General features: G+C 67.0%; 32 protein-coding genes. All 32 read left to right on the forward strand.

What is annotated here, in order from left to right; genetic code table 11:
- Positions 1 to 519 precede the first annotated feature (519 nt).
- Positions 520 to 894 carry a 30S ribosomal protein S12 gene (gene rpsL / locus ACO0LU_RS05440; RefSeq protein ID WP_424786311.1) on the forward strand — a complete coding sequence of 125 codons (375 nt, stop codon included), beginning with the start codon at positions 520 to 522 and terminating at the stop codon, positions 892 to 894.
- Positions 894 to 1,364, forward strand: coding sequence for a 30S ribosomal protein S7 (rpsG, locus tag ACO0LU_RS05445; RefSeq protein WP_424786310.1), 471 nt, complete (start codon positions 894 to 896; stop codon positions 1,362 to 1,364). The genes rpsL and rpsG overlap by 1 nt, the downstream gene beginning before the upstream one ends.
- 72 nt (positions 1,365 to 1,436) lie before the next feature.
- On the forward strand, positions 1,437 to 3,539 hold the full coding sequence (fusA, locus tag ACO0LU_RS05450; protein WP_424790402.1) for an elongation factor G: 2,103 nt from the start codon (positions 1,437 to 1,439) through the stop codon (positions 3,537 to 3,539).
- A gap of 122 nt (positions 3,540 to 3,661) precedes the next feature.
- Entirely contained in the window at positions 3,662 to 4,852 is a 1,191-nt protein-coding gene (tuf, locus tag ACO0LU_RS05455) for an elongation factor Tu (RefSeq protein WP_424790403.1), read from the forward strand.
- Positions 4,853 to 5,003: 151 nt separating this feature from the next.
- The gene (locus ACO0LU_RS05460) at positions 5,004 to 5,372 is read left to right on the forward strand and encodes a hypothetical protein (protein WP_424790404.1); all 369 of its coding nucleotides are present in this window, start codon (positions 5,004 to 5,006) and stop codon (positions 5,370 to 5,372) included.
- Between the two features lie 338 nt (positions 5,373 to 5,710).
- A complete protein-coding gene (rpsJ, locus tag ACO0LU_RS05465; RefSeq protein WP_424786306.1) occupies positions 5,711 to 6,019 on the forward strand; it encodes a 30S ribosomal protein S10 in 309 nt (102 codons plus the stop codon).
- Between the two features lie 10 nt (positions 6,020 to 6,029).
- On the forward strand, positions 6,030 to 6,695 hold the full coding sequence (gene rplC / locus ACO0LU_RS05470; RefSeq protein WP_424790405.1) for a 50S ribosomal protein L3: 666 nt from the start codon (positions 6,030 to 6,032) through the stop codon (positions 6,693 to 6,695).
- Between the two features lie 5 nt (positions 6,696 to 6,700).
- On the forward strand, positions 6,701 to 7,384 hold the full coding sequence (gene rplD, locus ACO0LU_RS05475; protein ID WP_424790406.1) for a 50S ribosomal protein L4: 684 nt from the start codon (positions 6,701 to 6,703) through the stop codon (positions 7,382 to 7,384).
- Positions 7,381 to 7,686 (forward strand): 50S ribosomal protein L23, encoded by a 306-nt coding sequence (gene rplW, locus ACO0LU_RS05480; protein ID WP_424790407.1) that lies wholly within the window; start codon positions 7,381 to 7,383, stop codon positions 7,684 to 7,686. The genes rplD and rplW overlap by 4 nt, the downstream gene beginning before the upstream one ends.
- Before the next feature lie 39 nt (positions 7,687 to 7,725).
- Positions 7,726 to 8,562: a 50S ribosomal protein L2 gene (gene rplB / locus ACO0LU_RS05485; RefSeq protein ID WP_424786303.1), complete on the forward strand. Its 837-nt coding sequence runs from the start codon at positions 7,726 to 7,728 to the stop codon at positions 8,560 to 8,562.
- Between the two features lie 15 nt (positions 8,563 to 8,577).
- Entirely contained in the window at positions 8,578 to 8,859 is a 282-nt protein-coding gene (gene rpsS, locus ACO0LU_RS05490) for a 30S ribosomal protein S19 (protein WP_424786302.1), read from the forward strand.
- A 52-nt stretch (positions 8,860 to 8,911) separates the two neighbouring features.
- Positions 8,912 to 9,283 (forward strand): 50S ribosomal protein L22, encoded by a 372-nt coding sequence (gene rplV / locus ACO0LU_RS05495; RefSeq protein WP_424786301.1) that lies wholly within the window; start codon positions 8,912 to 8,914, stop codon positions 9,281 to 9,283.
- On the forward strand, positions 9,283 to 10,140 hold the full coding sequence (gene rpsC, locus ACO0LU_RS05500; RefSeq protein WP_424790408.1) for a 30S ribosomal protein S3: 858 nt from the start codon (positions 9,283 to 9,285) through the stop codon (positions 10,138 to 10,140). The genes rplV and rpsC overlap by 1 nt, the downstream gene beginning before the upstream one ends.
- 3 nt (positions 10,141 to 10,143) lie before the next feature.
- On the forward strand, positions 10,144 to 10,563 hold the full coding sequence (rplP, locus tag ACO0LU_RS05505; protein WP_424786299.1) for a 50S ribosomal protein L16: 420 nt from the start codon (positions 10,144 to 10,146) through the stop codon (positions 10,561 to 10,563).
- Positions 10,563 to 10,805 (forward strand): 50S ribosomal protein L29, encoded by a 243-nt coding sequence (gene rpmC / locus ACO0LU_RS05510; protein WP_424786298.1) that lies wholly within the window; start codon positions 10,563 to 10,565, stop codon positions 10,803 to 10,805. Before rplP ends, rpmC begins: the two co-directional genes overlap by 1 nt.
- Before the next feature lie 14 nt (positions 10,806 to 10,819).
- The gene (rpsQ, locus tag ACO0LU_RS05515; RefSeq protein ID WP_424790409.1) at positions 10,820 to 11,128 is read left to right on the forward strand and encodes a 30S ribosomal protein S17; all 309 of its coding nucleotides are present in this window, start codon (positions 10,820 to 10,822) and stop codon (positions 11,126 to 11,128) included.
- A 91-nt stretch (positions 11,129 to 11,219) separates the two neighbouring features.
- A complete protein-coding gene (gene rplN / locus ACO0LU_RS05520; protein WP_424790410.1) occupies positions 11,220 to 11,588 on the forward strand; it encodes a 50S ribosomal protein L14 in 369 nt (122 codons plus the stop codon).
- A gap of 3 nt (positions 11,589 to 11,591) precedes the next feature.
- Positions 11,592 to 11,939 (forward strand): 50S ribosomal protein L24, encoded by a 348-nt coding sequence (gene rplX / locus ACO0LU_RS05525; protein WP_424790411.1) that lies wholly within the window; start codon positions 11,592 to 11,594, stop codon positions 11,937 to 11,939.
- A complete protein-coding gene (gene rplE, locus ACO0LU_RS05530) occupies positions 11,936 to 12,520 on the forward strand; it encodes a 50S ribosomal protein L5 (protein WP_424790412.1) in 585 nt (194 codons plus the stop codon). Before rplX ends, rplE begins: the two co-directional genes overlap by 4 nt.
- A 1-nt stretch (position 12,521) precedes the next feature.
- The gene (locus ACO0LU_RS05535; RefSeq protein ID WP_424790413.1) at positions 12,522 to 12,707 is read left to right on the forward strand and encodes a type Z 30S ribosomal protein S14; all 186 of its coding nucleotides are present in this window, start codon (positions 12,522 to 12,524) and stop codon (positions 12,705 to 12,707) included.
- 56 nt (positions 12,708 to 12,763) lie between these two features.
- A complete protein-coding gene (rpsH, locus tag ACO0LU_RS05540) occupies positions 12,764 to 13,162 on the forward strand; it encodes a 30S ribosomal protein S8 (RefSeq protein ID WP_424786292.1) in 399 nt (132 codons plus the stop codon).
- Positions 13,163 to 13,178: 16 nt separating this feature from the next.
- Positions 13,179 to 13,718, forward strand: a complete 540-nt coding sequence (gene rplF / locus ACO0LU_RS05545; protein ID WP_424786291.1) for a 50S ribosomal protein L6 — start codon at positions 13,179 to 13,181, stop codon at positions 13,716 to 13,718.
- Positions 13,719 to 13,721: 3 nt separating this feature from the next.
- Positions 13,722 to 14,093: a 50S ribosomal protein L18 gene (gene rplR / locus ACO0LU_RS05550; RefSeq protein WP_424790414.1), complete on the forward strand. Its 372-nt coding sequence runs from the start codon at positions 13,722 to 13,724 to the stop codon at positions 14,091 to 14,093.
- Between the two features lie 37 nt (positions 14,094 to 14,130).
- Entirely contained in the window at positions 14,131 to 14,859 is a 729-nt protein-coding gene (gene rpsE / locus ACO0LU_RS05555; RefSeq protein ID WP_424790415.1) for a 30S ribosomal protein S5, read from the forward strand.
- Positions 14,856 to 15,038 carry a 50S ribosomal protein L30 gene (gene rpmD / locus ACO0LU_RS05560; RefSeq protein ID WP_424786288.1) on the forward strand — a complete coding sequence of 61 codons (183 nt, stop codon included), beginning with the start codon at positions 14,856 to 14,858 and terminating at the stop codon, positions 15,036 to 15,038. Before rpsE ends, rpmD begins: the two co-directional genes overlap by 4 nt.
- Before the next feature lie 3 nt (positions 15,039 to 15,041).
- Positions 15,042 to 15,536, forward strand: a complete 495-nt coding sequence (gene rplO / locus ACO0LU_RS05565) for a 50S ribosomal protein L15 (protein ID WP_424790416.1) — start codon at positions 15,042 to 15,044, stop codon at positions 15,534 to 15,536.
- 182 nt (positions 15,537 to 15,718) lie between these two features.
- Positions 15,719 to 17,023 (forward strand): preprotein translocase subunit SecY, encoded by a 1,305-nt coding sequence (gene secY, locus ACO0LU_RS05570; protein ID WP_424786286.1) that lies wholly within the window; start codon positions 15,719 to 15,721, stop codon positions 17,021 to 17,023.
- Positions 17,020 to 17,634, forward strand: a complete 615-nt coding sequence (locus ACO0LU_RS05575) for an adenylate kinase (protein ID WP_424790417.1) — start codon at positions 17,020 to 17,022, stop codon at positions 17,632 to 17,634. The genes secY and ACO0LU_RS05575 overlap by 4 nt, the downstream gene beginning before the upstream one ends.
- 11 nt (positions 17,635 to 17,645) lie before the next feature.
- A complete protein-coding gene (map, locus tag ACO0LU_RS05580; protein WP_424790418.1) occupies positions 17,646 to 18,488 on the forward strand; it encodes a type I methionyl aminopeptidase in 843 nt (280 codons plus the stop codon).
- Between the two features lie 574 nt (positions 18,489 to 19,062).
- Positions 19,063 to 20,499, forward strand: a complete 1,437-nt coding sequence (locus ACO0LU_RS05585) for a sugar transferase (protein ID WP_424790419.1) — start codon at positions 19,063 to 19,065, stop codon at positions 20,497 to 20,499.
- Between the two features lie 455 nt (positions 20,500 to 20,954).
- Positions 20,955 to 22,124 carry a glycosyltransferase gene (locus ACO0LU_RS05590; protein WP_424790420.1) on the forward strand — a complete coding sequence of 390 codons (1,170 nt, stop codon included), beginning with the start codon at positions 20,955 to 20,957 and terminating at the stop codon, positions 22,122 to 22,124.
- A gap of 11 nt (positions 22,125 to 22,135) precedes the next feature.
- Positions 22,136 to 23,938 carry a hypothetical protein gene (locus ACO0LU_RS05595; protein WP_424790421.1) on the forward strand — a complete coding sequence of 601 codons (1,803 nt, stop codon included), beginning with the start codon at positions 22,136 to 22,138 and terminating at the stop codon, positions 23,936 to 23,938.
- The last annotated feature ends 13 nt before the right edge of the window (positions 23,939 to 23,951 follow it).

Genomic DNA, 23,951 nt, shown 5'->3' on the forward strand with positions numbered 1-23,951 from the left:
TCACCTCGGCGGGTGCGCCCGCTGCGAACCCGTCCAGAGCACAATAGCCCGCCGGGTCGTCGTCGGCGGCGGGTTGGGGCATGCGGTGGAGCCACTAGGGTGCTGTCTGTCGCCGCCGATCGACCGTGACGAACGGCCGGGTACGGTTCCCGTCGCCTGGGCGTTGAGGTCGTTCACCGCCGCGCCAGAGGGCGGGAAGTGGTCAAGACCACAGCCCGCAGGCACGATGACGCCTTTGACCAGGCCGGGCGCGGGGAGTACTCTTGTCGCCAGTGCCCGCTTCGTCGGGCCTTTGCGTGCGTGCGCAGGCATGTGTGGATGAGCCATTCATCCACCGAGTCGGCCGCCAGGTATGTCGCACCTGCCGACACCCACCGGGATCGTTCTCACGGTGGCGCTGTGGTGCCGGGGCTCGACACACCCGAGCGCGGGGGTCCAACGGGGTGGAATGCCGGAACCGCCGGCAACGATCGGCAGATCACCCCCACGAAGCAACCGAATTTTCGAGACGGAGATTAAGTGCCCACCATCCAGCAGTTGGTCCGCAAGGGCCGCAGCACCAGGACCGGTCACGGCAAGACGCCGGCCCTGAAGGGAAGCCCGCAGCGACGTGGCGTGTGCACCCGTGTGTACACCACCACCCCGAAGAAGCCGAACTCCGCGCTGCGTAAGGTCGCGCGTGTGAAGCTCTCCAGCGGTATCGAGGTCACCGCCTACATCCCGGGCGTGGGTCACAACCTGCAGGAGCACTCCATCGTGCTGGTCCGTGGCGGTCGTGTGCGTGACCTGCCGGGTGTGCGCTACAAGATCGTGCGCGGTGCGCTGGACACCCAGGGTGTGCGCGGCCGTCAGCAGGCTCGTAGCCAGTACGGCGCCAAGAAGGAGAAGAAGTAATGCCTCGTAAGGGCCCAGCGCCGAAGCGGCCGGTCGTCGCCGACCCGGTCTATGACTCCCCGACCGTCACCCAGTTGGTCAACCGGGTCCTGGTGGACGGTAAGAAGTACACCGCGCAGCAGATCGTCTACGGGGCGCTCGACGGCGTCCGGGACAAGACCCAGACCGAGCCGACCGTGGTGCTCAAGCGGGCTTTGGAAAACGTGCGCCCCACCCTGGAGGTGCGCTCGCGCCGCGTGGGTGGTGCGACCTACCAGGTGCCGGTCGAGGTCCGCGCGAGCCGCCAGACCAACCTGGCGCTGCGCTGGCTGGTCGACTACGCCCGGGCGCGCCGGGAGAAGACCATGACCGAGCGTCTGATGAACGAGATCCTGGATGCCTCCAACGGACTGGGTGCCGCGGTGAAGCGCCGCGAGGACACCCACCGCATGGCCGAGTCCAACAAGGCGTTCGCCCACTACCGCTGGTAGACGCCACTTCCGGGGCCGGTCCGCCGGCACCGATGATTGACCTGAGCTCAGACGACTAAGAAGAGAGCAAACGTGGCACTCGACGTGCTGACCGACCTGAATAAGGTCCGCAACATCGGCATCATGGCCCACATCGATGCCGGTAAGACCACCACCACCGAGCGCATCCTGTTCTACACCGGGGTGAACTACAAGATGGGTGAGACACACGATGGTGCGTCCACCACCGACTGGATGGACCAGGAGAAGGAACGCGGCATCACGATCACCTCGGCCGCGGTGACCAGCTTCTGGGACGGCACCCAGATCAACATCATCGACACCCCCGGGCACGTGGACTTCACCGTTGAGGTGGAGCGTTCCCTGCGGGTGCTCGACGGCGCGGTGACGGTCTTCGACGGTAAGGAGGGCGTGGAGCCCCAGTCGGAGACGGTGTGGCGTCAGGCGGACAAGTACGACGTGCCGCGCATCTGCTTCGTCAACAAGATGGACAAGCTCGGTGCGGACTTCTACTACACCGTGCAGACGATCGTTGACCGTCTCAAGGCCAAGCCCCTGGTGATCCAGTTGCCGATCGGTGCGGAGAGCGACTTCGAGGGCGTCGTGGACCTGGTGGAGGAGCGCGCGCTGACCTGGCGCGGGGAGACCTCCCTGGGTGAGGCCTACGAGGTCGAGGAGATCCCGGCGCACCTGGCCGACAAGGTCGAGAAGTACCGCAGTGAACTGGTTGAGGCGGTGGCCGAGGCCGATGAGGAACTCCTCGAGAAGTACCTCAACGGCGAAGAGCTCACCGTGGCCGAGATCAAGGCCGGTATCCGCAAACTCACCCTGGCCAGCGAGGCCTACCCGGTGCTGTGCGGCTCTGCGTTCAAGAACAAGGGCGTCCAGCCGATGCTGGACGCAGTCGTGGACTACCTGCCCTCGCCCCTGGACGTGCCCGCCATCGAGGGGCACGCCGCCGGGGACCCCGACACGGTCATCGAGCGCCACGCCGACGCCACCGAGCCGTTCTCGGCGCTGGCGTTCAAGGTGGCCTCGCACCCCTTCTTCGGCAAACTGACCTACATCCGGGTTTACTCGGGCTCGATCGCCTCGGGCCAGCCCGTGATGAACTCCACCAAGGGCAAGCGGGAGCGGCTGGGCAAGCTCTTCCAGATGCACTCCAACAAGGAGAACCCGGTGGACACGGTCTCGGCCGGACACATCTACGCCGTCATCGGCCTGAAGGACACCACCACCGGCGACACCCTCTCCGCGATGGACTCCCAGGTGGTGCTGGAGTCGATGACGTTCCCCGAGCCGGTGATCTCGGTGGCCATCGAGCCCAAGACCAAGAGTGACCAGGAGAAACTCTCCGAGGCGATCCAGAAGCTCGCCGAGGAAGACCCCACCTTCCAGGTGCGCCTGGATGAGGAGACCGGCCAGACCGTGATCGCCGGAATGGGCGAGTTGCACCTGGACATCCTGGTGGACCGGATGCGGCGGGAGTTCAAGGTCGAGGCGAACGTGGGTAAGCCCCAGGTCGCCTATCGCGAGACCATCCGCAAGACCGTGGAGAAGGTCGACTACACCCACAAGAAGCAGACCGGTGGCTCCGGCCAGTTCGCGAAGGTGCAGGTCACCTTCGCGCCGCTGGACACCGAGTCCGGTGAGATTTACGAGTTCGAGAACAAGGTCACCGGTGGTCGCATCCCGCGGGAGTACATCCCCAGCGTCGACGCCGGTATCCAGGACGCCATGCAGGTCGGTGTCGTGGCCGGCTACCCGATGGTGGGCGTGAAGGCGACCCTCCTGGATGGTCAGTTCCACGACGTCGACTCTTCGGAGATGGCGTTCAAGATCGCTGGTTCCATGGTCTTCAAGGAAGGCGTCAGGCTGGCCAGCCCGGTGCTGTTGGAGCCAGTGATGGATGTCGAGGTACGCACACCCGAGGAGTACATGGGTGAAGTGATCGGCGACCTGAACTCCCGTCGCGGCCAGATCCAGTCAATGGAGGACGCGAGTGGCGTCAAGGTTGTTCGAGCCTTGGTGCCGTTGTCGGAGATGTTCGGATACATCGGTGACCTGAGGTCGAAGACCCAGGGTCGCGCGGTGTACGCGATGCAGTTCTCCAACTACGCCGAAGTTCCTCGGAGTGTTGCCGAGGAGATCGTGGCAAAGACCCGGGGCGAGTAGTCCCACTGGTCGACCTGTAACACAACAACCCAAACCGACCCGTAGGATCTGCGAAGCCGGAAAGATCGAGAACCTCGATCCGCAAGCTGCGTACAACTACCCGAGTTCCAGGAGGAACCACAGTGGCGAAGGCCAAGTTCGAGCGGACCAAGCCGCACGTCAACATCGGCACCATCGGTCACGTTGACCACGGCAAGACCACCCTGACGGCTGCCATCTCCAAGGTGCTGGCCGACAAGTACCCCGACCTGAACGAGTTCAAGTCGTACGATCAGGTCGACAACGCTCCGGAGGAGCGTCAGCGTGGGATCACCATCAACGTCTCCCACGTGGAGTACCAGACCGAGAAGCGCCACTACGCGCACGTCGATGCCCCCGGTCACGCTGACTACATCAAGAACATGATCACCGGTGCCGCCCAGATGGACGGCGCGATCCTGGTGGTCGCCGCGACCGACGGCCCGATGGCCCAGACCCGTGAGCACGTGCTGCTCGCCCGTCAGGTGGGCGTGCCCTACCTGCTGGTCGCCCTGAACAAGGCCGACATGGTCGACGACGAGGAGATCCTCGAGCTCGTCGAGATGGAGGTCCGTGAACTGCTCTCCAGCCAGGACTTCGACGGCGACAACGTGCCCGTCATCAAGGTCTCCGGCCTGAAGGCCCTGGAGGGTGACGAGAAGTGGGTCAAGTCCATCGAGGAACTGATGGAGGCGGTGGACGAGTCCGTGCCGGACCCGGTGCGTGACACCGACAAGCCGTTCCTGATGCCCGTCGAGGACGTCTTCACCATCACCGGCCGCGGCACCGTGGTGACCGGCCGGGTGGAGCGCGGGACCCTGAACGTGAACGACGAGATCGAGATTCTCGGCATCCGGGCACCGCAGAAGACCACCGTCACCGGTGTGGAGATGTTCCGGAAGTTCATGGACTACGCCGAGGCCGGCGAGAACGTGGGTCTGCTGCTGCGCGGCACCAAGCGTGAGGACGTCGAGCGTGGGCAGGTCATCGCCAAGCCGGGTTCGATCACCCCGCACACCGACTTCGAGGCCCAGGTCTACATCCTGGCCAAGGACGAGGGGGGACGGCACAACCCGTTCTACTCCAACTACCGTCCGCAGTTCTACTTCCGCACCACCGACGTGACCGGCGTGATCACCCTGCCCGAGGGCACCGACATGGTGATGCCCGGTGACAACACCGAGATGTCCGTGGAGCTGATCCAGCCGATCGCGATGGAAGAGGGCCTCGGCTTCGCCATCCGTGAGGGTGGGCGCACCGTCGGCTCCGGTCGGGTCACCAAGATCACCAAGTGATCCAGCGCTGGACGCCCCGTCCGGCACAGTGAGTCCCACAGGGCCCGTCAGCCTCGGCTGGCGGGCCCTGCCTCATGCCCGTCCCGTGCCGGGTTACGGCGGCGGCGCCAAGGGCGGTGGCTCGGGCCGTGTGAGCAGTAGGATCGCTCCCATGTCATGGTTCACCACCGGCACGCAGGTCAGCCCCACGGCCGCAGAGGCGGAGGCGCTCTGGGATGACGAGCCGCCCGCACCGGGACGGGACACCGGGGTGCTGCGTCTGGTCGGCGCCTTCCAGGCGGCCGGTCAGCCGGTTGTCTTCACCGGCTGGGTGGAGAACGGCACCTTCCGTAAGGGGCAGGGTGTGCTGATCCACGGCAGGTCCGGCTTCGCGCGGGGGGTCCTGGGCGATATCGCCGACGGCCCCAGGAAGATCAGCGAGATCGCCGCCCGTGCCTACGTGAGTGTGCAGGTGCGCAACATCAGTGTTCGCCTGGAGATCCTGGGCCTGGACGAGGGGTGTCGGATCACCGGTATCTGATGATCCTCGGTCTGGTCCGGGGCAGGTGTGGCCTATCCCACGGCGGCCAATCCGATCTGCGGCTTGGGTTCTCCACCGTGCTGTGGCAAACTAGTCAAGTTGCCTCGTCGCGGGTGATTGATTCGGTGTGCATCTGATGTGAGTCGGTGCTTTCGGGTCCGGAACCGACGAGTAACCAATCAGAAGATCGGCTGACTGCCCTCCGGTAGGCGGACGAACTTCACCAGTCATCTCCGACCATCACCTTCATGGTGCCTGCCGGTGTGGAGTGTTGCGAGAGCGACACGCCCGAGCGCGGGGGTCGGTCAAGCGGTACGAGAGAGAGAGTCAGACGACGCATGGCGGGACAGAAGATCCGCATCCGGCTCAAGTCCTACGACCACGAGGTCATCGACAGTTCGGCGCGCAAGATCGTCGACACGGTGACCCGCGCTGGTGCGACGGTCGTGGGCCCGGTGCCGCTGCCAACCGAGAAGAACGTGTTCGTTGTCATCCGTTCACCGCACAAGTACAAGGACAGCCGCGAGCAGTTCGAGATGCGGACCCACAAGCGGTTGATCGACATCGTGGACCCGACGCCCAAGGCTGTGGACTCGCTGATGCGCCTGGACCTGCCTGCGGACGTCAACATCGAGATCAAGCTCTGAGGACGCACCCATGACTTCACTTCCCCAGGCTTCCGAGCGCGCCATCAAGGCGGTGCTCGGCACCAAACTCGGCATGACGCAGGTGTGGGACGACGACGGTCGTCTGCACCCGGTCACCGTGGTGCGGGTGGACACCAACGTGGTGACCCAGGTCCGCACCCCGGAGCGGGACGGGTACTCAGCGGTTCAGATCGGCTTCGGCCAGATCGACCCGCGCAAGGTGACCCAGCCGCTGCGCGTGCGTGCCGAGAAGTCCGACCTGACTCCTCGTCGCCACGCCGCCGAGTTCCGCACCTCCGACGCCGCTGAGTACAGCGTCGGCCAGGAACTGACCGCGGAGACCTTCGAGACCGGCCAGTTGGTCGACGTCGTGGGCACCACCAAGGGCAAGGGCACGGCCGGTGTGATGAAGCGGCACGGCTTCGCCGGTGCGGTGGCCTCCCACGGGGCGCACCGCAACCACCGCAAGGCCGGCTCGATCGGTGGCGCCGCCACCCCGGGCCGGGTCTTCAAGGGCCTGCGTATGGCCGGGCGGATGGGCCACGAACGCCAGACCACACAGAACCTGACCGTCCAGGCCGTGGATGCCGACAAGGGCTTGCTGCTGATCACCGGCGCGGTTCCCGGCCCCAAGGGCGGCCTGGTCATGGTCCGTACCGCTGCGAAGGGTGCGTGAACGTCTTGACTACCCAAACTGCTTCCCGAACGGTGGACGTGCTGGACGCCACCGGCAAGGCAACCGGCTCCGCCGAACTGCCCGCCGCCATCTTCGATGCGGCTGCCAACGTCCCGCTGATCCACCAGGTCGTGGTGGCCCAACTGGCCGCAGCCCGCCAGGGCACCCACGCCACGAAGTCCCGCGCCGACGTGCGCGGCGGTGGTCGTAAGCCCTGGCGCCAGAAGGGTACCGGCCGCGCCCGTCAGGGCTCGATCCGGTCCCCTCAGTTCACCGGTGGTGGCATCGTGCACGGCCCGGTGCCGCGTGACTACAGCCAGCGCACCCCGAAGAAGATGAAGGCCGCCGCCCTGCGTGGGGCGCTGTCGGACCGGGCCCGCGGGGGTCGTGTGCACGTGGTGAGCGCCTTCGCCGAGACCGATGTGCCCTCGACCAGCACCGCGGTGGCCCTGCTGAACCAGGTGGCCCCCAGCCGGCACGTGCTGGTTGTTCTGGCCCGCGGGGACGACCTGACCTGGAAGTCGCTGCGGAACGCACCCACTGTGCACCTGATCCACCCCGATCAGCTCAACACCTACGACGTCCTGGTCTCCGACGACGTGGTCTTCACCACCGAGGCACTGGAGGCCTTCGTCTCCGGCCGGGCCCCCGGCGCCGGCTCGACGGACACCACTGAGGAGGACCAGTGAGCACGCCGACCGTGAACAAGGACCCCCGGGACGTGATCCTGGCCCCGGTGGTCTCGGAGAAGAGTTACAACCTGCTCGATGAGGGCAAGTACACCTTCCTCGTCGACCCGCGTGCGAACAAGACCGAGATCAAGGTCGCGATCGAGAAGATCTTCGACGTCAAGGTCGACAGCGTCAACACCGCGAACCGACTGGGCAAGACCCGCCGGACCCGGTTCGGGATGGGTAAGCGTAAGGACACCAAGCGCGCGATCGTGACGCTGCGCGAGGGCACCATCGACATCTTCGGCGGCGCGGTCTGAAAAGGCCGGCAGCCAGTAAGAGATTGAGGAAGACACTTCATGGCCATCCGTAAGTACAAGCCGACGACACCGGGCCGACGCGGCTCCTCCGTCGCCGACTTCGTCGAGGTCACCCGAACCACGCCGGAGAAGTCGCTGGTCCGACCGCTGAGCAAGAGCGGTGGGCGCAACTCCTCCGGGCGGATCACCGCCCGGCACATCGGCGGCGGTCACAAGCGGGCCTACCGCGTGATCGACTTCCGTCGCAACGACAAGGACGGCGTGCCCGCGAAGGTCGCACACATCGAGTACGACCCGAACCGGACCGCACGCATCGCGCTGCTGCACTACGCAGACGGGGCCAAGCGCTACATCGTGGCGCCGGTCAAGCTCAAGCAGGGCGACATGGTCGAGTCCGGTCCCGGTTCGGACATCAAGCCCGGCAACAACCTGCCGCTGCGTAACATCCCGGTCGGTACCGTGATCCACGCAGTCGAACTCAAGCCCGGTGGGGGCGCCAAGATCGCCCGCTCGGCCGGTTCCTCGGTGCAGTTGGTGGCCCGTGAGGGCGGCAACGCCCAGTTGCGGATGCCGTCCGGGGAGATCCGCAACGTGGACGCCCGCTGCCGCGCCACCGTTGGTGAGGTCGGCAACGCCGAACAGGCCAACATCAGTTGGGGCAAGGCCGGTCGGATGCGGTGGAAGGGTAAGCGTCCCACCGTGCGCGGCGTGGCGATGAACCCGGTGGACCACCCCCACGGTGGTGGTGAGGGCAAGACCTCCGGTGGTCGCCACCCGGTCAGTCCCTGGGGCCAGAAAGAGGGCCGTACCCGCCGTCCGAACAAGCCGAGCGACAGCCAGATCGTGCGCCGTCGTCGCACTGGCAAGAAGCGCTGATAGGGAGCCACGATCATGCCTCGTAGTCTGAAGAAGGGCCCGTTCGTCGACGACCACCTGCAGAAGAAGGTGGACGCACAGAACGAGGCCAACACGAAGAACGTCATCAAGACCTGGTCCCGTCGGTCGGTCATCACCCCCGACTTCCTTGGCCACACCTTCGCGGTGCACGACGGTCGCAAGCACGTCCCGGTGTTCGTCACCGAGTCGATGGTCGGCCACAAGTTGGGCGAGTTCGCCCCGACCCGTACCTACCGAGGGCACGACAAGGACGACCGTAGGGCGCGGCGTCGCTGAGAGGCGCGCCCGAGGACACCGAACACTTGTGATTGAGAAAGCAGGACTAACGATGGAAGCCAAGGCGCAGGCGCGATACGTGCGCGTCACGCCCCAGAAGGCTCGGCGGGTCGTGGACATCATCCGCGGCAAGCAGACCGATGAGGCCCTCGACGTTCTTCGCTTTGCCCCGCAGGCAGTGGCGCAGGACGTGCGCAAGATCGTGGAGAGCGCGATCGCCAACGCCCGCGTCAAGGCGGATGAGCAGTCGGTGGCGTTCAACGCCGGCGACCTGGTCATCTCCCAGGCGTACGTGGATGAGGGCCCGACCCTCAAGCGCTTCCGCCCCCGCGCGCAGGGGCGAGCGAACCGCATCCTCAAGCGCACCAGCCACATCACCGTGATCGTGGCCGATGAGCGTCAGATCAAGGGAGGGCCTCGCTGATGGGCCAGAAGGTACACCCCACCGGATTCCGCCTGGGCATCACCACCGACCACCGGTCGCGTTGGTTCGCTGACTCCACCACCAAGGGCCAGCGCTACCGCGACTACGTGAACGAGGATGTCCAGATCCGCAAACTGATGGCCTCCGGGCTGGAGCGCGCCGGGATCTCCAAGGTCGACATCGTCCGTACCCGCGACCGGGTGCAGGTGGACCTGCACACCGCTCGCCCGGGCATCGTGATCGGGCGTCGTGGCGCCGAGGCCGACCGCCTGCGCGGTGAGTTGGAGAAACTCACCGGCAAGCAGGTGCAGTTGAACATCCTCGAGGTCAAGAACCCCGAGATCGACGCCCAACTCGTGGCCCAGGGTATCGCCGAGCAACTCGCCTCGCGCGTGTCCTTCCGTCGTGCGATGCGCAAGGGCATGCAGTCCGCTCAGCGGGCCGGCGCCAAGGGCATCCGGGTGCAGGTATCCGGTCGGCTCGGTGGCGCCGAGATGAGCCGGAGCGAGTTCTACCGCGAGGGCCGGGTGCCCCTGCACACGCTGCGTGCGTTCGTGGACTTCGGCTTCTTCGAGGCCCGCACCACGTTCGGTCGTATCGGCGTGAAGGTGTGGATCTACAAGGGCGACCAGACCGAGAAGGAGTTCGCCGCCGCGCAGGCCTCGGCAGCGCCCGCGCGTGGACGCGGCCGTGACCGTGACCGTGGCGAGCGCGGGGGCCGTGGCCGCCGCCCCCGTGAGGGAGCACCGGCATCCCAGCCCGCGCCCGGATCGCAGCCCAGCGAGGCTGCGGGCGCTCCAGCCACCGGCCAGGCGGCACCGGCCGCCACCGAAACAGCCACTGAGACGGAGGCCTGAGCCATGCTCATCCCCCGGCGCACCAAGCACCGTAAACAGCACCACCCCAAGCGCTCCGGCGTGGCCAAGGGTGGCACCTCGATCGCCTTCGGTGATTACGGCATCCAGGCCCTGGAGCCTGCGTACGTGACCAACCGCCAGATCGAGGCCGCCCGTATCGCCATGACCCGGCACATCAAGCGTGGCGGAAAGGTGTGGATCAACATCTTCCCCGACCGGCCGCTGACCAAGAAGCCTGCCGAGACCCGCATGGGTTCCGGTAAGGGTTCCCCGGAGTGGTGGGTCGCAAACGTCAAGCCCGGACGCGTGCTCTTCGAGCTCGCCGGCGTTGACGAGGACCTTGCTCGCGAGGCGCTCCGCCGCGCGCAGCACAAGCTCCCGATGAAGACGCGGTTCCTGAGCCGCGAGGGTGGTGACGTCTGATGGCGATCGGTTCCAAGGACCTGATGCCCGATCAGCTCGACGGTATGGACTCCGAGATCCTGCTGGGTGAGCTCAAGAAGGCCAAGCAGGAATTGTTCAACCTCCGCTTCTCCTCTGCCACCGGGCAACTGGAGGACCACGGGCGGCTGAAGACCGTGCGGCGCGACATCGCCCGCATCTACACGATCCTGCGGGAGCGCGAACTGGGAATCCGGACCGCGCCGACCGCTGACGCGAAGTGAACGAAGAGGCGACGATGAGCGAAGTCACAGAGACACCGGCGCCGCAGGCGCCGGCAGAGGACGCAGCCACCCCGCGCGGGTACCGCAAGACCCGTCGCGGTTACGTGGTCAGCGACAAGATGGACAAGACCGTGGTGGTCGAGGTGGAGGACCGGGTCAAGCACCCGCTGTACGGCAAGGTCATCCGTCGCTCCACCCGGGTCAAGGCGCACGACGAGGCGAACGAGGCCGGTGTCGGTGACCTGATCCGAATTATGGAGACCCGGCCGCTGTCCGCCACCAAGCGCTGGCGGATCGTGTCCATCGTCGAGAAGGCCAAGTGACCATCAGGGATTGATCCCGCTAAGTCCACCAATCCGTTCGGCCAGGCTCGAGGAGTAGTCGAGAACCGGCACGACGACAGGAGTAGAACGAATGATCCAGCAGGAGTCGCGACTCAAGGTCGCCGACAACACCGGGGCCAAGGAGATCTTGTGCATCCGGGTGGTCGGTGGTTCCGGGCGTCGCTACGCCGGCATCGGCGATGTCATCGTCGCCACCGTGAAGGACGCGATCCCCGGCGGGAACGTCAAGAGGGGTGAGGTCGTCAAAGCGGTTGTGGTGCGCACCCGCAAGGAGCGCCGCCGTAACGACGGTTCCTACATCCGCTTCGACGAGAACGCCGCTGTCATCCTGCGGGCCGACGGCGAGCCGCGCGGAACCCGAATCTTCGGCCCGGTAGGCCGTGAGTTGCGGGACAAGCGGTTCATGCGCATCGTCTCGCTCGCCCCGGAGGTGCTGTAAGCAATGGCAAAGATCAAGAAGGGCGACCTCGTCGTCGTCATCTCAGGACGGGACAAGGGTCAGACCGGCCGGGTACTGGAAGTCCAGGCCGAGACCGGACGCCTGGTGGTCGAGGGTGTGCAGCGCGTGAAGCGTCACTCCAAGGTCACCGAGGCGGGCCGCGGCGGTTCGACCACCGGCGGTATCGAGACCATCGAGGCCCCGATCCACGTCAGCAACGTGATGCTGGTCGACCCGGAGACCAAGAAGGGCACCCGGGTCGGCTACCGCAGCGAGCAAGTCGAGCGCGACGGCCGCACGCGCACCGCCCGGGTCCGCGTCGCCAAGCGTTCCGGTAAGGACATCTCATGAGCACCAGTACCGACTCCGCCACCCAGAGCGCAGCCGTGCTGCCGCGGTTGAAGAGCAAGTATCGCCAGGAGATCCTGAGCGAACTGCAGACCGAGTTCGGTTACGGCAACATCAACCAGGTGCCCGGTCTGGTCAAGATCGTGGTGAACATGGGCGTGGGGGACGCGGCCCGCGACTCCAAGGTGATCGAGGGCGCGATCAACGACCTCACCCAGATCACCGGGCAGAAGCCTCGTGTGAACCGGGCCCGCAAGTCCATCGCCCAGTTCAAGCTCCGCGAGGGCCAGGCCATCGGCGCCAGTGTCACGCTGCGTGGTGACCGGATGTGGGAGTTCCTGGACCGGTTGCTGACACTGGCCCTGCCCCGGATCCGCGACTTCCGCGGGCTGCCGCCCAAGCAGTTCGACGGGCACGGCAACTACACCTTCGGGCTGAACGAACAGTCGGTCTTCCTGGAGATCGACCCCGACAAGATCGACCGGGTCCGCGGCATGGACATCACGGTTGTGACCACCGCCGACACCGACGACGAGGGACACTCGCTGTTGCGTCGTCTCGGCTTCCCGTTCAAGGAGAACTGACGTGGCCAAGACTGCACTGATCAACAAGGCCAATCGCAAGCCCAAGTACGGCGTGCGCGCCTACACCCGATGCACCAAATGCGGCCGTCCGCGCTCGGTGTACCGCAAGTTCGGCCTGTGCCGTATCTGCCTGCGGGAGATGGCCCTGAAGGGCCAGCTCCCCGGCGTGACCAAGAGCAGCTGGTAAGACGACTACGTCGAAGGTCCGGGTAGGAAACCACGACGAGGAAGGGCGCAGAGCCCATGACTATGACAGACCCCATCGCCGACATGTTGACGCGGTTGCGCAACGCCAACTCGGCGTACCACGAGTCGGCTGCGATGCCGTACTCCAAACTCAAGGCCCACATCGCCGAGATCTTGCAGGCGGAGGGTTACATCAGCGACTGGAGCGTCGAGGACGCCGAGGTCGGCAAGACCCTCACCCTGAACTTGAAGTTCGGGCCGAATCGGGAGCGCTCGCTCGCCGGTGTGCGGCGCGTGTCCAAGCCGGGTCTGCGGGTGTACGCGAAGTCCAACAACCTGCCCAAGGTGCTCGGCGGCCTGGGCGTGGCGATCCTGTCCACGTCCTCGGGTCTGCTCACCGACAAGCAGGCCGAGAAGAAAGGCGTGGGTGGGGAAGTCCTCGCCTACGTCTGGTGACGGGAGGGATCGGAACATGTCACGCATCGGAAAGGTCCCAGTAGCCGTGCCCGGCGGCGTCGATGTCAGCATCGACGGCGCTGCGGTCACCGTCAAGGGCCCCAAGGGCACCCTGAACCACACCGTGCCGGACCCGATCACGGTGGTCCGGGACGACGACGGCGCCCTGGTGGTGTCCCGTCCGGACGAGGAGCGGGAGTCCCGCGCCCTGCACGGCCTGACCCGGACCCTACTGGCCAACCTGGTCCAGGGGGTCACGCAGGGGTACGAGAAGAAGTTGGAGATCGTCGGTACCGGTTACCGCGTCGTGGCCAAGGGCTCCACCCTGGAGTTCGCGCTCGGCTTCTCCCACCCCATCACGGTCACCGCCCCCGAGGGCATCACGTTCACGGTGGAATCGCCCACCAAGTTCTCCGTCTCCGGCATCGACAAGCAACAGGTCGGTGAGGTCGCCGCGAACATTCGTAAGTTGCGCAAGCCCGAGCCCTACAAGGGCAAGGGTGTGCGGTACGAGGGCGAGCAGGTCCGCCGCAAGGTCGGAAAGGCTGGTAAGTAAGCCATGGCTGTCTCCATTAAGGGAACCGGGAGGCGGAACGCCCGCGCCCGCCGGCACCTGCGGGTGCGCAAGCGCATCAGTGGCACGCCGCAGCGTCCCCGCCTGGTGGTCAACCGCTCGGCGCGCCACATGGTGGCCCAGTTGGTCGACGACACCACCGGCACCACGCTGGCCTCGGCTTCCACCCTGGAAGCCGACCTGCGCGCCGCCGACGGAGTCAAGACCGACAAGGCCCGCAGGGTCGGCGAACTGATCGCCGAGCGCGCCAAGTCCGCCGGTGTCGAGACCGCGGTGTTCGATCGCGGCGGTAACCGCTACCACGGCCGTGTGGCCGCGCTCGCGGAGGGCGCACGTGAAGGAGGTCTGTCCCTGTGACCGACCGAATCCGCACCGACAAGCAAAGGAATCGATGATGGCTGCACCGCAGCGCAGTAGGAACGAGCGCAGTAGCAGTGGGAGCGCCGACAACCGATCCGAGCGCACTGACTCCCGTGGCGCCGACTCCCGCAGCGGGGGTCGGCGCGACCGCCGCGGTGGCGATGGCCGCCGTGGTGGGAACGAGGAGAAGAACTTCGTCGAGCGCGTCGTGACCATCAACCGCGTGTCCAAGGTCGTCAAGGGTGGCCGCCGGTTCAGCTTCACCGCACTGGTCGTCGTCGGTGACGGCGACGGCACCGTGGGTGTGGGCTACGGCAAGGCCAAGGAAGTGCCCGCCGCGATCGCCAAGGGCGTGGACGAGGCGAAGAAGAACTTCTTCCCCGTGCCCCGGATCAAGAACACCATCCCGCACAAGGTGCAGGGTGAGGACGCCGCCGGTGTGGTGCTGCTGCGCCCGGCGTCCCCCGGTACCGGAGTTATCGCCGGTGGTCCGGTCCGCGCCGTGCTGGACTGCGCCGGGATCCACGACGTGCTGTCCAAGTCCCTGGGCTCCACGAACGCGATCAACATCGTGCACGCCACGGTGGCGGCGCTGAAGTCCCTGGAGCAGCCTGAGGCTGTCGCGGCACGCCGGGGCCTGCCCCTGGACCACGTCGCGCCGGCCGCATTGCTGCGCGCCCAGGCCGAGGGCCGTGGGCAGAACGCCGATGATGCGGCCTCGGGTGAAGGTTCGGCCGACGCCTCCGCGAGCGTGGCGTCATGAGCGAACTGAAGGTCACCCAGAAGAAGTCCGCCATCGGCGGGCGGCAGAGCCAGCGCGACACGCTGCGGAGCCTGGGCCTCAAGCACATCGGTGACACGGTGGTGCAGGAGGATCGTCCGGAGATCCGTGGCATGGTCGACAAGGTGGCCCACCTGGTCACCGTTGAGGAGGTCGAGTAGGCCATGGCCGAGAAGAACGACAAGCAGGCGAGCGAGTCCACCGAGTCGCCGGCGCCGGCGCTGAAGGTGCACCACCTGCGTCCCGCACCCGGTGCCAGGACCCGCAAGCAGCGGGTGGGACGTGGTGACGGCTCCGGTCGAGGCACCACCGCCGGCCGGGGGACCAAGGGCACCAAGGCCCGTAACCAGGTTCCGGCCCGGTTCGAGGGTGGTCAGACCCCGCTGCACATGCGACTGCCGAAACTGCGCGGGTTCAACAACCCGTTCAAGACCGAGTACCAGGTCGTCAACCTCGACCGGTTGTCGGCCCTGTACCCCGACGGCGGCACCGTGACCGTGGAGGACCTGGTGGCCAAGGGCGCTGTGCGCGGCGGTCACCCGGTCAAGCTCCTCGGCTCGGGCGAGATCAACGTCAAGATCGCCATCACCGTGGACGCGGCCTCGGCCTCGGCCAAGGAGAAGATCGAGGCGGCCGGCGGCAGCGTCGAGCAGGCTTGAGACGATGCGTGAAGGCGGCGGCATCGGGAGTCATGTCCCGAGCCGCCGCATTCGGCGTCCCGAGGCCCGCTGGCGACCCGACCAACCCATCATGGTCGATGCGTGATGCCCGGTAGGGTCGTAGTGGAGCACACCGCCACGCCCGGACCGGGCCGTGCGCGGCCGATGTAGCAGGAGGACCATTGCTCAGCCCATTCGTGCGGGCTTTCCGCACACCTGATCTGCGGCGGAAGTTGCTGTTCACGCTGTGGATCATGGCGCTCTTCCGCCTTGGTTCCTTCATCCCCACCCCGGGGGTCGATTACGGAAACGTGCAGGTCTGCATTGCCGGTCAGCCCACCGAGGGCGGGGACGTGCTCGGACTGATCAACCTGTTCAGCGGGGGCGCCCTGCTGCAGTTGAGCGTGTTCGCGCTGGGCATCATGCCCTACATCACCGCGAGCATCATCGTGCAACTGCTGCGGGTCGTGATCCCGCGGTTCGAGGAACTGCACAAGGAGGGACAGTCGGGCACCGCGGTGCTGACCCAGTACACCCGCTACCTGACCATCTTCCTGGCCGTGCTGCAGGCCACCACGATCATCACCGTGGCCCGCACCGGGAACCTGTTCCCGGGCTGTGAGGTCCCGATCATTCCGGACGACAACTGGTCCACCCTGGTCCTGATGATCCTGACCATGACCGCCGGGACCGGGTTGATCATGTGGCTTGGCGAACTGGTCACCGAGCGTGGTGTCGGCAACGGGATGTCCCTGCTGATCTTCACTTCCATCGCGGCCAGCTTCCCCAGTGCGGTCCAGCAGATCGCGGCCGCCGAGGACGGCGTGCTAAATGTGGTGCTGTTCCTGCTGATCTGTGCGGTGGTGATCGTGCTGATCGTGTTCGTGGAACAGTCCCAGCGCAGGATCCCGGTGCAGTACGCCAAGCGGATGGTGGGCCGGCGGATGTACGGCGGTTCCTCCACCTACATCCCGATCAAGATCAACATGTCCGGTGTGATCCCGGTGATCTTCGCGTCCTCGCTGCTCGCGCTGCCGACGCTGGCGGTGCAGTTCGCCGAGGACCAGACCACCGGCTGGGTGCAGTGGGTCCTCGAGAACCTGCAGGACCCAGCGGCGAATATCCACATCGCCATCTACACCCTGCTCATCATCTTCTTCGCGTTCTTCTACACCTCGATCACGTTCAACCCCGACGACGTGGCGGACAACATGAAGCGTTACGGTGGCTTCATCCCGGGGATCCGCGCCGGCCGGCCCACCGCGGAGTACCTGCGGTACGTGATCACCAGGATCACCACTGTGGGAGCGATCTACCTGGCCATCGTGGCGCTGATCCCCACCATCGCGTTCAAACTGATGGGTGTCAGTTCCAACATCCCCTTCGGTGGGGTTTCACTCCTGATCCTGGTCAGCGTCGGCCTCGATACCGTCAAGAAGATCGACGCACAACTGCAGCAGCGTCACTACGAAGGGTTCCTGCGATGAGCAAGTGCATCATCCTGCTCGGCCCGCCCGGAGCGGGCAAGGGCACCCAGGCGGCCCGCCTGGCGGAGCAACTCAACATCCCGGCCGTCTCCACCGGAGACATCTTCCGGGCCAACGTGGCCGAGCGCACCGAACTCGGCCAGCGCGCCCAGCGGTACATGGACGCCGGTGAGTACGTACCCGATGAGGTCACCAACGCGATGGTGGCCGACCGCCTGGCCCAGCCGGACGCCGCCGAGGGCTTCCTCCTGGACGGCTACCCGCGCACCGGTGTGCAGGTGGCCGAACTGGACCGGATGCTCACCGAGGCGGGCAAGAACCTGGATGCGGTGGTCGAACTGACTGCGGGCACCGATGAGGTGATCGCCCGGCTGCTGGGCCGTGCCGCCGAGCAGGGTCGTAGCGACGACACCGAGGACGTGATCCGCCGCCGGATGCAGGTCTACGCCGAGCAGACCGCGCCGCTGACCAGCGTCTACGAAGAGCGTGGGTTGCTGGTGCAGGTGGACGGTCTGGGCGCTGTCGATGAGGTGACCGAGCGGATCCTGGCGGCATTGAACCCGCGGCTGCACCACGCTCCCGGCCACGACGCCGCCGGCCCCCGGGAGTAGGCGCCAGGCGGTTGTTCTCGAAGATCGAGTACAAGACCACTGATCAGATCCGTCGGATGCGCAAGGCGGGCCTGGTTGTGGCCGAGATCCATGCGGCGATCCGCGCGGCGGCGGTGCCCGGAGTACGCACCTGCGAGTTGGACGCGGTCGCTGCCGGAGTGCTCGAGCGCGCCGGTGCCGTCTCGAACTTCCTCGGCTACCACGGCTACCCCGCGCATGTGTGCCTGTCGGTCAACGATGAGGTGGTGCACGGCATCCCCGGGCAGCGGGTCCTGGAAGCAGGCGACGTGCTCTCGGCCGACTGTGGCGCCGTGGTGGACGGCTGGCACGGCGACGCCGCGTTCACCGTCGTGGTGGGAGCCGGCGACCCCGATCCCGCAGACCCGGGTGACCACCTGCTGAGCGAGGTGACGCGATCTGCCATGTGGGCCGGGATCGCCGCGCTTGCCAAGGGGCAACGCCTGGGCGTGGTCGGCGACGCCATCCAGGAAGAGATCGAGCACGTCGCGGCTCGGGAGAACACGACGCTGGGCATCGTGGCCGAGTACGTGGGCCATGGCATCGGGTCGGCAATGCACCAGCCTCCCGACGTGCTGAACATCCGCTCCACCCACCGGGGACCCAAGGTCCGCTCCGGCCTGTGCGTGGCGATCGAACCGATGATCACCCGTGGCGGCGCCGAGACGAAGGTGCTGGCCGATGACTGGACCGTGGTCACCACGGACGGGTCCCGCGCCGCCCACTGGGAGCACACCGTGGCGGTGCACGATGGCGGGATCTGGGTGCTGACCGCACCCGATGGCGGAGCAGCCGAGCTGGCCGCCCGCGGTGTCGCCGCCGCACCACTGGACTGACACTCGTGCTGCGGGCAGCCACCACGCACTGGCCGGGGCCGACCAACCCACCCCGCCCACGTCGTCGGGCATGCCCTATGGACGACGGAGGCGGGCTGAACCGCCCCGATCATCGGACCCGCCCGAGCGACGTCCCCCGCACCGGCCCGCGGCCGGACGCGTCCGTCCCTGGCCCCGCCATCGAGGACGGCGGTACCCGGCGCACTGACGGTGCGGGTGAGCCGGGGGTGAGGCGGGCTCACCCGCCCGTTGCGCGGAGATTCGCTCCGCCGTCGACCCTTGTTCGGCTCCCGTCACGCTTCTGATCACCCCGAGTCCACAACCCCCTCGTCCTGCGGCGACGTCGGAGCCTCGCGCGCCTCACCCGGCGTCCGGCCGGAATCATCCGGTCCCGTCCTGGAACCCGGGTGCCGATGAGAGTTGACTCAACAGTGTTCGGGGGAGCGCCCACTCGGTATCGGATCCGGGGCAACTAGGGCCCTCCAGAGGGAATCGGAGGGATCGCGATGGTCGTATCGACGCGCCGGTCCCCTTGCACCTCCGGCCTCCGGACCGCACCTGCCGGGATGAGTTCATGAGCGTCTACTCGGCGGTTCTGGATCGTTTCGACCTGGTCAACCGGCGCACCGGATGGCTGCGGGAGACGCTGCGGCCACAGGCCTCGGTGCTCACCATCGGGATGGCTGCGGTGGACCTGATGGCCGTCTCGATCGCCGTCGCCGTCGTCACCGGGCTGACGTACTCCCCGTTGCACGCTCTGGCTGCCGGAACCTGCGCCGGCGCGGTGATCACCGGTGTGGTCGCACTGCGCGGAGGGTACCGGCGCCACCACTGGGGCCTGGCCCGCCAGGACCTGCGGGCACTGCTCAACGGGATCCTCGTGGCAGCGGCCGTCGCGATGGGGTTGGCCTACTTCGGTGTGGTGGAGATCCCGCAACCACTGCTCCTGTACTCGGTGAGCGTCAGCGTCGCAATGGCGGCACTGATGCGCGGGGTGCACCAGTTGCTGATCCGACGCCTGCGCCGCGACGGCGATCTGGACCGCCGGGTGCTCATGATCGGGGCAGCCGATTCCTTCGGTGGGCTCGCTGGTCTGATGCGTGAACACGGCGGGCAGGGCGTGACCATCCTGGGCCGATGCCGGCCTGGGGGCGCACCGGACCAGGACGACGACGTGCTCGGCGGCGTAACCGAGGCACCCGGACTGGTGCGGCAACTCGGTGCGGACACGGTGCTGGTGGCCGCAGACGCCCTCACCGCGGAGGAACTGCGGCAGTTGAGTTGGCGGCTCGAACCGCTCGGTGTGAACCTTCTGGTCGCGCCGGACGTCGCCGAGGTCGCCTCACACCGCACCGAACTGGTCTCGGTCAAGGGCACCCCGATGGTGCGGATCGCGCTCGGCCCCTCCCGGGTCACGATGCTGCTGAAGGCGGCGATGGACCGCTGCCTGGGCCTGATGCTGACCGTCCTGGCGATGGCCGTCCTGGTCCCGGCGATGCTGGCGGTCAAGGTGACCAGTCCCGGCGCGGTGTTCTTTCGTCAGACCCGGGTCGGTGAGGACGGAGTGCCCTTCACGATGCTGAAGTTGCGCACCATGTACCTCGACGCCGAGGAGCGTCTGGCCCAACTGGTCCAGCAGAGCGATGGCAACGGCGTGCTGTTCAAGATGCGCGAGGATCCCCGGGTCACACCCGTGGGCCGGATCCTGCGCCGCTTCTCCATCGATGAGTTGCCCCAGTTGTGGAACGTGGTGCGGGGCGACATGTCCCTGGTGGGGCCGCGTCCGCCGCTGCCGCGGGAGGTCGCCGAGTACGACGACCGCGCCTACCACCGGCTGCTGGCCAAGCCCGGGCTGACCGGCCTGTGGCAGGTCTCGGGGCGCTCCGATCTTGATTGGGACGAGTCGGTCCGACTGGACCTTCGGTACGTGGACAACCGCAGTGTGCGGGCCGACCTGAAGATCCTCGCCCGCACCGCGGGCGCGGTGGTCGGGGGTCGAGGTGCGTACTGACGTCACGAACTGCCGTGCGCTCGCGCCGGCTGGAGGAGGTGCGCCCTCGGACCCCCGACGGGGGCGTACCTCCGCTTGTCGGCACGAGCGGTCGGGTCAGCCGAACAAACGTCGGTTCCGTCGCTTCCGCCCCGTTCGCGCCGGCTGGAGGGAGTGCGCTCCCGGACCCCCGACGGGGGCGCACTTCCTCCTGCCGGCGCGAACGACACCGAGCCACGTTCGCCCATTCCTCGCCGGACCAGCACATGGTGCCAGGCGACCTGCGGCGACCATGCTGCTGAGGTAGCCGTCGTGTTCGGGGGCGATGACATGTGCGGCAACGACGTGCACCGGGTGGCCATGCCACGGCAATCTCCCGCACGAGCGGGTGGACCCAGGGCGCTGCTGGTCGTTGCATCGCTGCCATGTGCCGGGGCGTCACGGACGAGTTCGTCAACACTGAAGGGGTATGCCCGATGAGTGTGCCGGTGGCCCTCGCCCATGATTACGCCACCCAGCGCGGTGGAGCCGAGCGGGTGGCATTGTGGCTCGCTCAGGCATTTCCGGATGCTCCGATGTACACCACGCTGTACGACCCAGAGGGGACGTTCCCGGAGTTCGGCGCGCTGGATTTGCGAACCACCGGATTGAACAGGATCGGAGCCTTTCGCCGGCACCACCGCCTGGCGTTACCGCTGCTGGCGCCGGCTGTCTCCGCGCAACGCGTGCAGGCCGACGTCCTGCTGACCAGTTCCACCGGCTGGGCGCACGGCTACCGTGGTGCGGAGCGCACCGTCGTCTACTGCCACGCCCCCGCCCGTTGGCTCTATCAGCGCTCCCGCTACCTCAGCGGTCGGGACGGAGCAGGCCTGGCCAACCGCGCCCGCCGAGTCCTGGCGAGCGGAGCGCTGACCGCGCTGACGCCGGCACTGCGCGGGTGGGACCGCAGGGCCGCGGACCGGGCCGATGTGTATCTGGCGAACTCCACCGTCACCGCCCGAGCGATCCGCGAGGTCTACGGGATCGAAGCAGAGGTGCTGCCACCCCCACCGGCAATGCTGCCCGGCGGCGAGGTGCAGCCGGTGGCGGACCTGGACTCGGGCTTTCTGTTATGTGTCGCGCGTCTGCTGCCGTACAAGAACGTCGACGTCCTGGTCGAGGCGATGGGTTTGCTCGATGGACAGACTCTGGTCATCGTGGGTGACGGGCCGGACCGGATGCGACTGCAGAGGATGGCCGAGCAGGTCAACGCCTCCGGTGCGGGGCGTGTGGTGCTGCTTGGCCGGGTTGCGGACGCCGAACTGCGCTGGCTCTATCAGGGCGCTGGTGCGCTGGTTGCTTCCTCCTACGAGGACTACGGGCTGTCGCCCCTGGAAGCCGGGGCATTCGGCAAGCCCTCGGTAGTTCTGGGCGACGGTGGTTACCTGGACACCGTGATCGATGGCGTCACCGGAGCATTCTTCGCCGCTCCGGAAGCCGAAAAGATCGCAGTTGCTGTGGCTGATGTCACAGCACAAACGTGGGATACTGACGTAATCAGAGCGCATGTCGCGGGGTTCGGGCTCGACCGGTTCATCTCCCGGCTGCGCACCGTGACGCTGGAATGCGTTAATTCTTCGGGGGCGAAGCGGCCCCGGGCAGCCTGAGGAGGCCCCGGATGACACTACGCGAGTTCGGCCGGGTTATTCGGTCTGGGTGGTACCTGGTGTTACTCGCCATGGTCGTGGCCCTGACTGGCGCGTGGTTCTACCTTGACCGTCAGATGCCGATGTTCGAGTCCGTGACGAGGCTCGAGTTGCAGGAGGACCTGGCAACTGAACTGAGCGAGGGGACCCCGGCTGGTGCGGGCTCAGAAGGTGATGTCAGCGCCAGTTTCCGCTCGAGTTCTGTGGCGGAGGCGGCTGCGGCGCTGCTGGACAGTTCAGCACCGCCGACGTTGCTGGCATCGATGGTCTCCGCGGAACAGTTCGGCCCCATGGTCGACGTCACTGCTGAGGGATATAGCCCGGAGCAGGCAATGGACATGGCTGATGCGTTCGCTCAGGCCTACATCGACAATCTCGCCGGGTATCGGACTGCTGAGATCGAGTATGTCGAGGAACGCCAGGAGGCGCTCTCCGAGCAGTTGACCGAGGTGACCGACCGCCTCAACGTCGATGAGGACGACGCCCTGGCCCTGGCGGAGCAGAACCTGATCGTAGAGGAGTACACGGCCCTCTCGGTGCGATTGAATACCCTGCAGGCGAACCCCGAGTTGGCCATCATCACGAGCCGGGCCGAGTTCGCCACGCCTCAAGGCATGCCCGACATGCAGGTGATCGCCCTCGCGGGGCTCGGCGGGCTGGTCGCGGGGGTGGGATTAGCCTTCCTGCGTCGGAGTCTCGACCAACGCCTCCGCATCGATGGCGAGGTCGCCGATCTAGCGGGAGCCCCGGTGCTGGCACATATCTACGGCCTGCGTCAGGCGACCAGGGACTTCCGTGCCACGCGCATGCTCCCGGTGACACGCCATGTGGCCACCCCGTTCACCGAGTCGATCCGGGAACTGCGCACCGCTGTCGCGGTCACCATGCCACCGGAGCAGCATCAGGTCGTGGTGGTGACCGCGGTCGACGGCCACGGTTCGCGCTCGTTCGGCGCGGCGAACCTGGCGGCATCGTTCGCCCTGAGTGGCCGCAGCACGATTGCGCTGTCCGGTGACCTACGCCAGCCTGACTTCGATCGGCTCTTCCAGTCTGTCGGCACCAGCAGTGAATCGGACCCACAGCGTAGTGAGATCGCCAACCTCTCGGTGCGAACACTGCCGCAGCAGCGACTGGACCCGGCGGACTATCTGGCCACCGACGGGGTGCGGGCGATGATCGAGGAGTTCCGCAACGCCTGTGAGGTGCTCGTGATCGATGCACCTCCGGTGCTGGCGGCCGCAGACGCCACGATTCTGGGCCAGTACGCCAGCGGTGTGGTGCTGGTCGCTACGACGGGAAAGACCGAACGGAACGCCTTGACCGAGGCGGTAGACCGGCTGCGAACGAATCAGGTCCCGTTGGTCGGCATTGCTCTGGTCGGGGTCGCCCGCGATCGCCGGCTTATGTACGCCTCCACTTACGGCAGCGATGAACTGACCGGACGTGCCGGGAAATTGCGCCAACGGTTCTCTGCTCGCCGCCGCGGCGAGCAGCCGCGGGCGGCGGCGATTGAGGCCGGCGAAGCCGGTGCGGAAACCGTTGCAGCCGGCCGGCCCGCTCCGAAGGCCGCTGGGGTCGACCAGGCCGCAGCCGATGCGCAGACGCCCGGGCCCGGCTCGACCGGGGAGGACTCCGGGGCTCAGGCCGCAGCGAGGCCGGATAACCCCGCCACGCCCGGTAGTCCGCCCTCCGCAACCGACGTGACAGTGCCGTCGAAGGTCCTGTCGCGACGGGAGGTTCAGAGCGGGGTGGGGAGCCCGGCCGGGCGGTCATGAGCACGGGTGCACC

The organism is Pseudactinotalea sp. Z1748 (assembly GCF_049725185.1).
Lineage (GTDB): Bacteria > Actinomycetota > Actinomycetes > Actinomycetales > Beutenbergiaceae > CALKWS01.

Coding starts and splice junctions, on each gene's coding strand:
- rplO (WP_424790416.1), top strand. CDS start 15,042: ATGGCCGAGAAGAACGACAAGCAGGCGAGCGAGTCCACCGAGTCGCCG.
- rplE (WP_424790412.1), top strand. CDS start 11,936: ATGAGCACCAGTACCGACTCCGCCACCCAGAGCGCAGCCGTGCTGCCG.
- rpsJ (WP_424786306.1), top strand. CDS start 5,711: ATGGCGGGACAGAAGATCCGCATCCGGCTCAAGTCCTACGACCACGAG.
- rplC (WP_424790405.1), top strand. CDS start 6,030: ATGACTTCACTTCCCCAGGCTTCCGAGCGCGCCATCAAGGCGGTGCTC.
- rpmD (WP_424786288.1), top strand. CDS start 14,856: ATGAGCGAACTGAAGGTCACCCAGAAGAAGTCCGCCATCGGCGGGCGG.
- ACO0LU_RS05575 (WP_424790417.1), top strand. CDS start 17,020: ATGAGCAAGTGCATCATCCTGCTCGGCCCGCCCGGAGCGGGCAAGGGC.
- ACO0LU_RS05595 (WP_424790421.1), top strand. CDS start 22,136: ATGACACTACGCGAGTTCGGCCGGGTTATTCGGTCTGGGTGGTACCTG.
- rpsC (WP_424790408.1), top strand. CDS start 9,283: ATGGGCCAGAAGGTACACCCCACCGGATTCCGCCTGGGCATCACCACC.
- rpsG (WP_424786310.1), top strand. CDS start 894: ATGCCTCGTAAGGGCCCAGCGCCGAAGCGGCCGGTCGTCGCCGACCCG.
- rplR (WP_424790414.1), top strand. CDS start 13,722: ATGGCTGTCTCCATTAAGGGAACCGGGAGGCGGAACGCCCGCGCCCGC.
- ACO0LU_RS05585 (WP_424790419.1), top strand. CDS start 19,063: ATGAGCGTCTACTCGGCGGTTCTGGATCGTTTCGACCTGGTCAACCGG.
- rpsS (WP_424786302.1), top strand. CDS start 8,578: ATGCCTCGTAGTCTGAAGAAGGGCCCGTTCGTCGACGACCACCTGCAG.
- rplN (WP_424790410.1), top strand. CDS start 11,220: ATGATCCAGCAGGAGTCGCGACTCAAGGTCGCCGACAACACCGGGGCC.
- ACO0LU_RS05590 (WP_424790420.1), top strand. CDS start 20,955: ATGAGTGTGCCGGTGGCCCTCGCCCATGATTACGCCACCCAGCGCGGT.
- rpsH (WP_424786292.1), top strand. CDS start 12,764: ATGACTATGACAGACCCCATCGCCGACATGTTGACGCGGTTGCGCAAC.
- rplF (WP_424786291.1), top strand. CDS start 13,179: ATGTCACGCATCGGAAAGGTCCCAGTAGCCGTGCCCGGCGGCGTCGAT.
- rplV (WP_424786301.1), top strand. CDS start 8,912: ATGGAAGCCAAGGCGCAGGCGCGATACGTGCGCGTCACGCCCCAGAAG.
- rplB (WP_424786303.1), top strand. CDS start 7,726: ATGGCCATCCGTAAGTACAAGCCGACGACACCGGGCCGACGCGGCTCC.
- rpmC (WP_424786298.1), top strand. CDS start 10,563: ATGGCGATCGGTTCCAAGGACCTGATGCCCGATCAGCTCGACGGTATG.
- rplX (WP_424790411.1), top strand. CDS start 11,592: ATGGCAAAGATCAAGAAGGGCGACCTCGTCGTCGTCATCTCAGGACGG.
- rpsQ (WP_424790409.1), top strand. CDS start 10,820: ATGAGCGAAGTCACAGAGACACCGGCGCCGCAGGCGCCGGCAGAGGAC.
- rplP (WP_424786299.1), top strand. CDS start 10,144: ATGCTCATCCCCCGGCGCACCAAGCACCGTAAACAGCACCACCCCAAG.
- ACO0LU_RS05460 (WP_424790404.1), top strand. CDS start 5,004: ATGTCATGGTTCACCACCGGCACGCAGGTCAGCCCCACGGCCGCAGAG.
- rpsE (WP_424790415.1), top strand. CDS start 14,131: ATGGCTGCACCGCAGCGCAGTAGGAACGAGCGCAGTAGCAGTGGGAGC.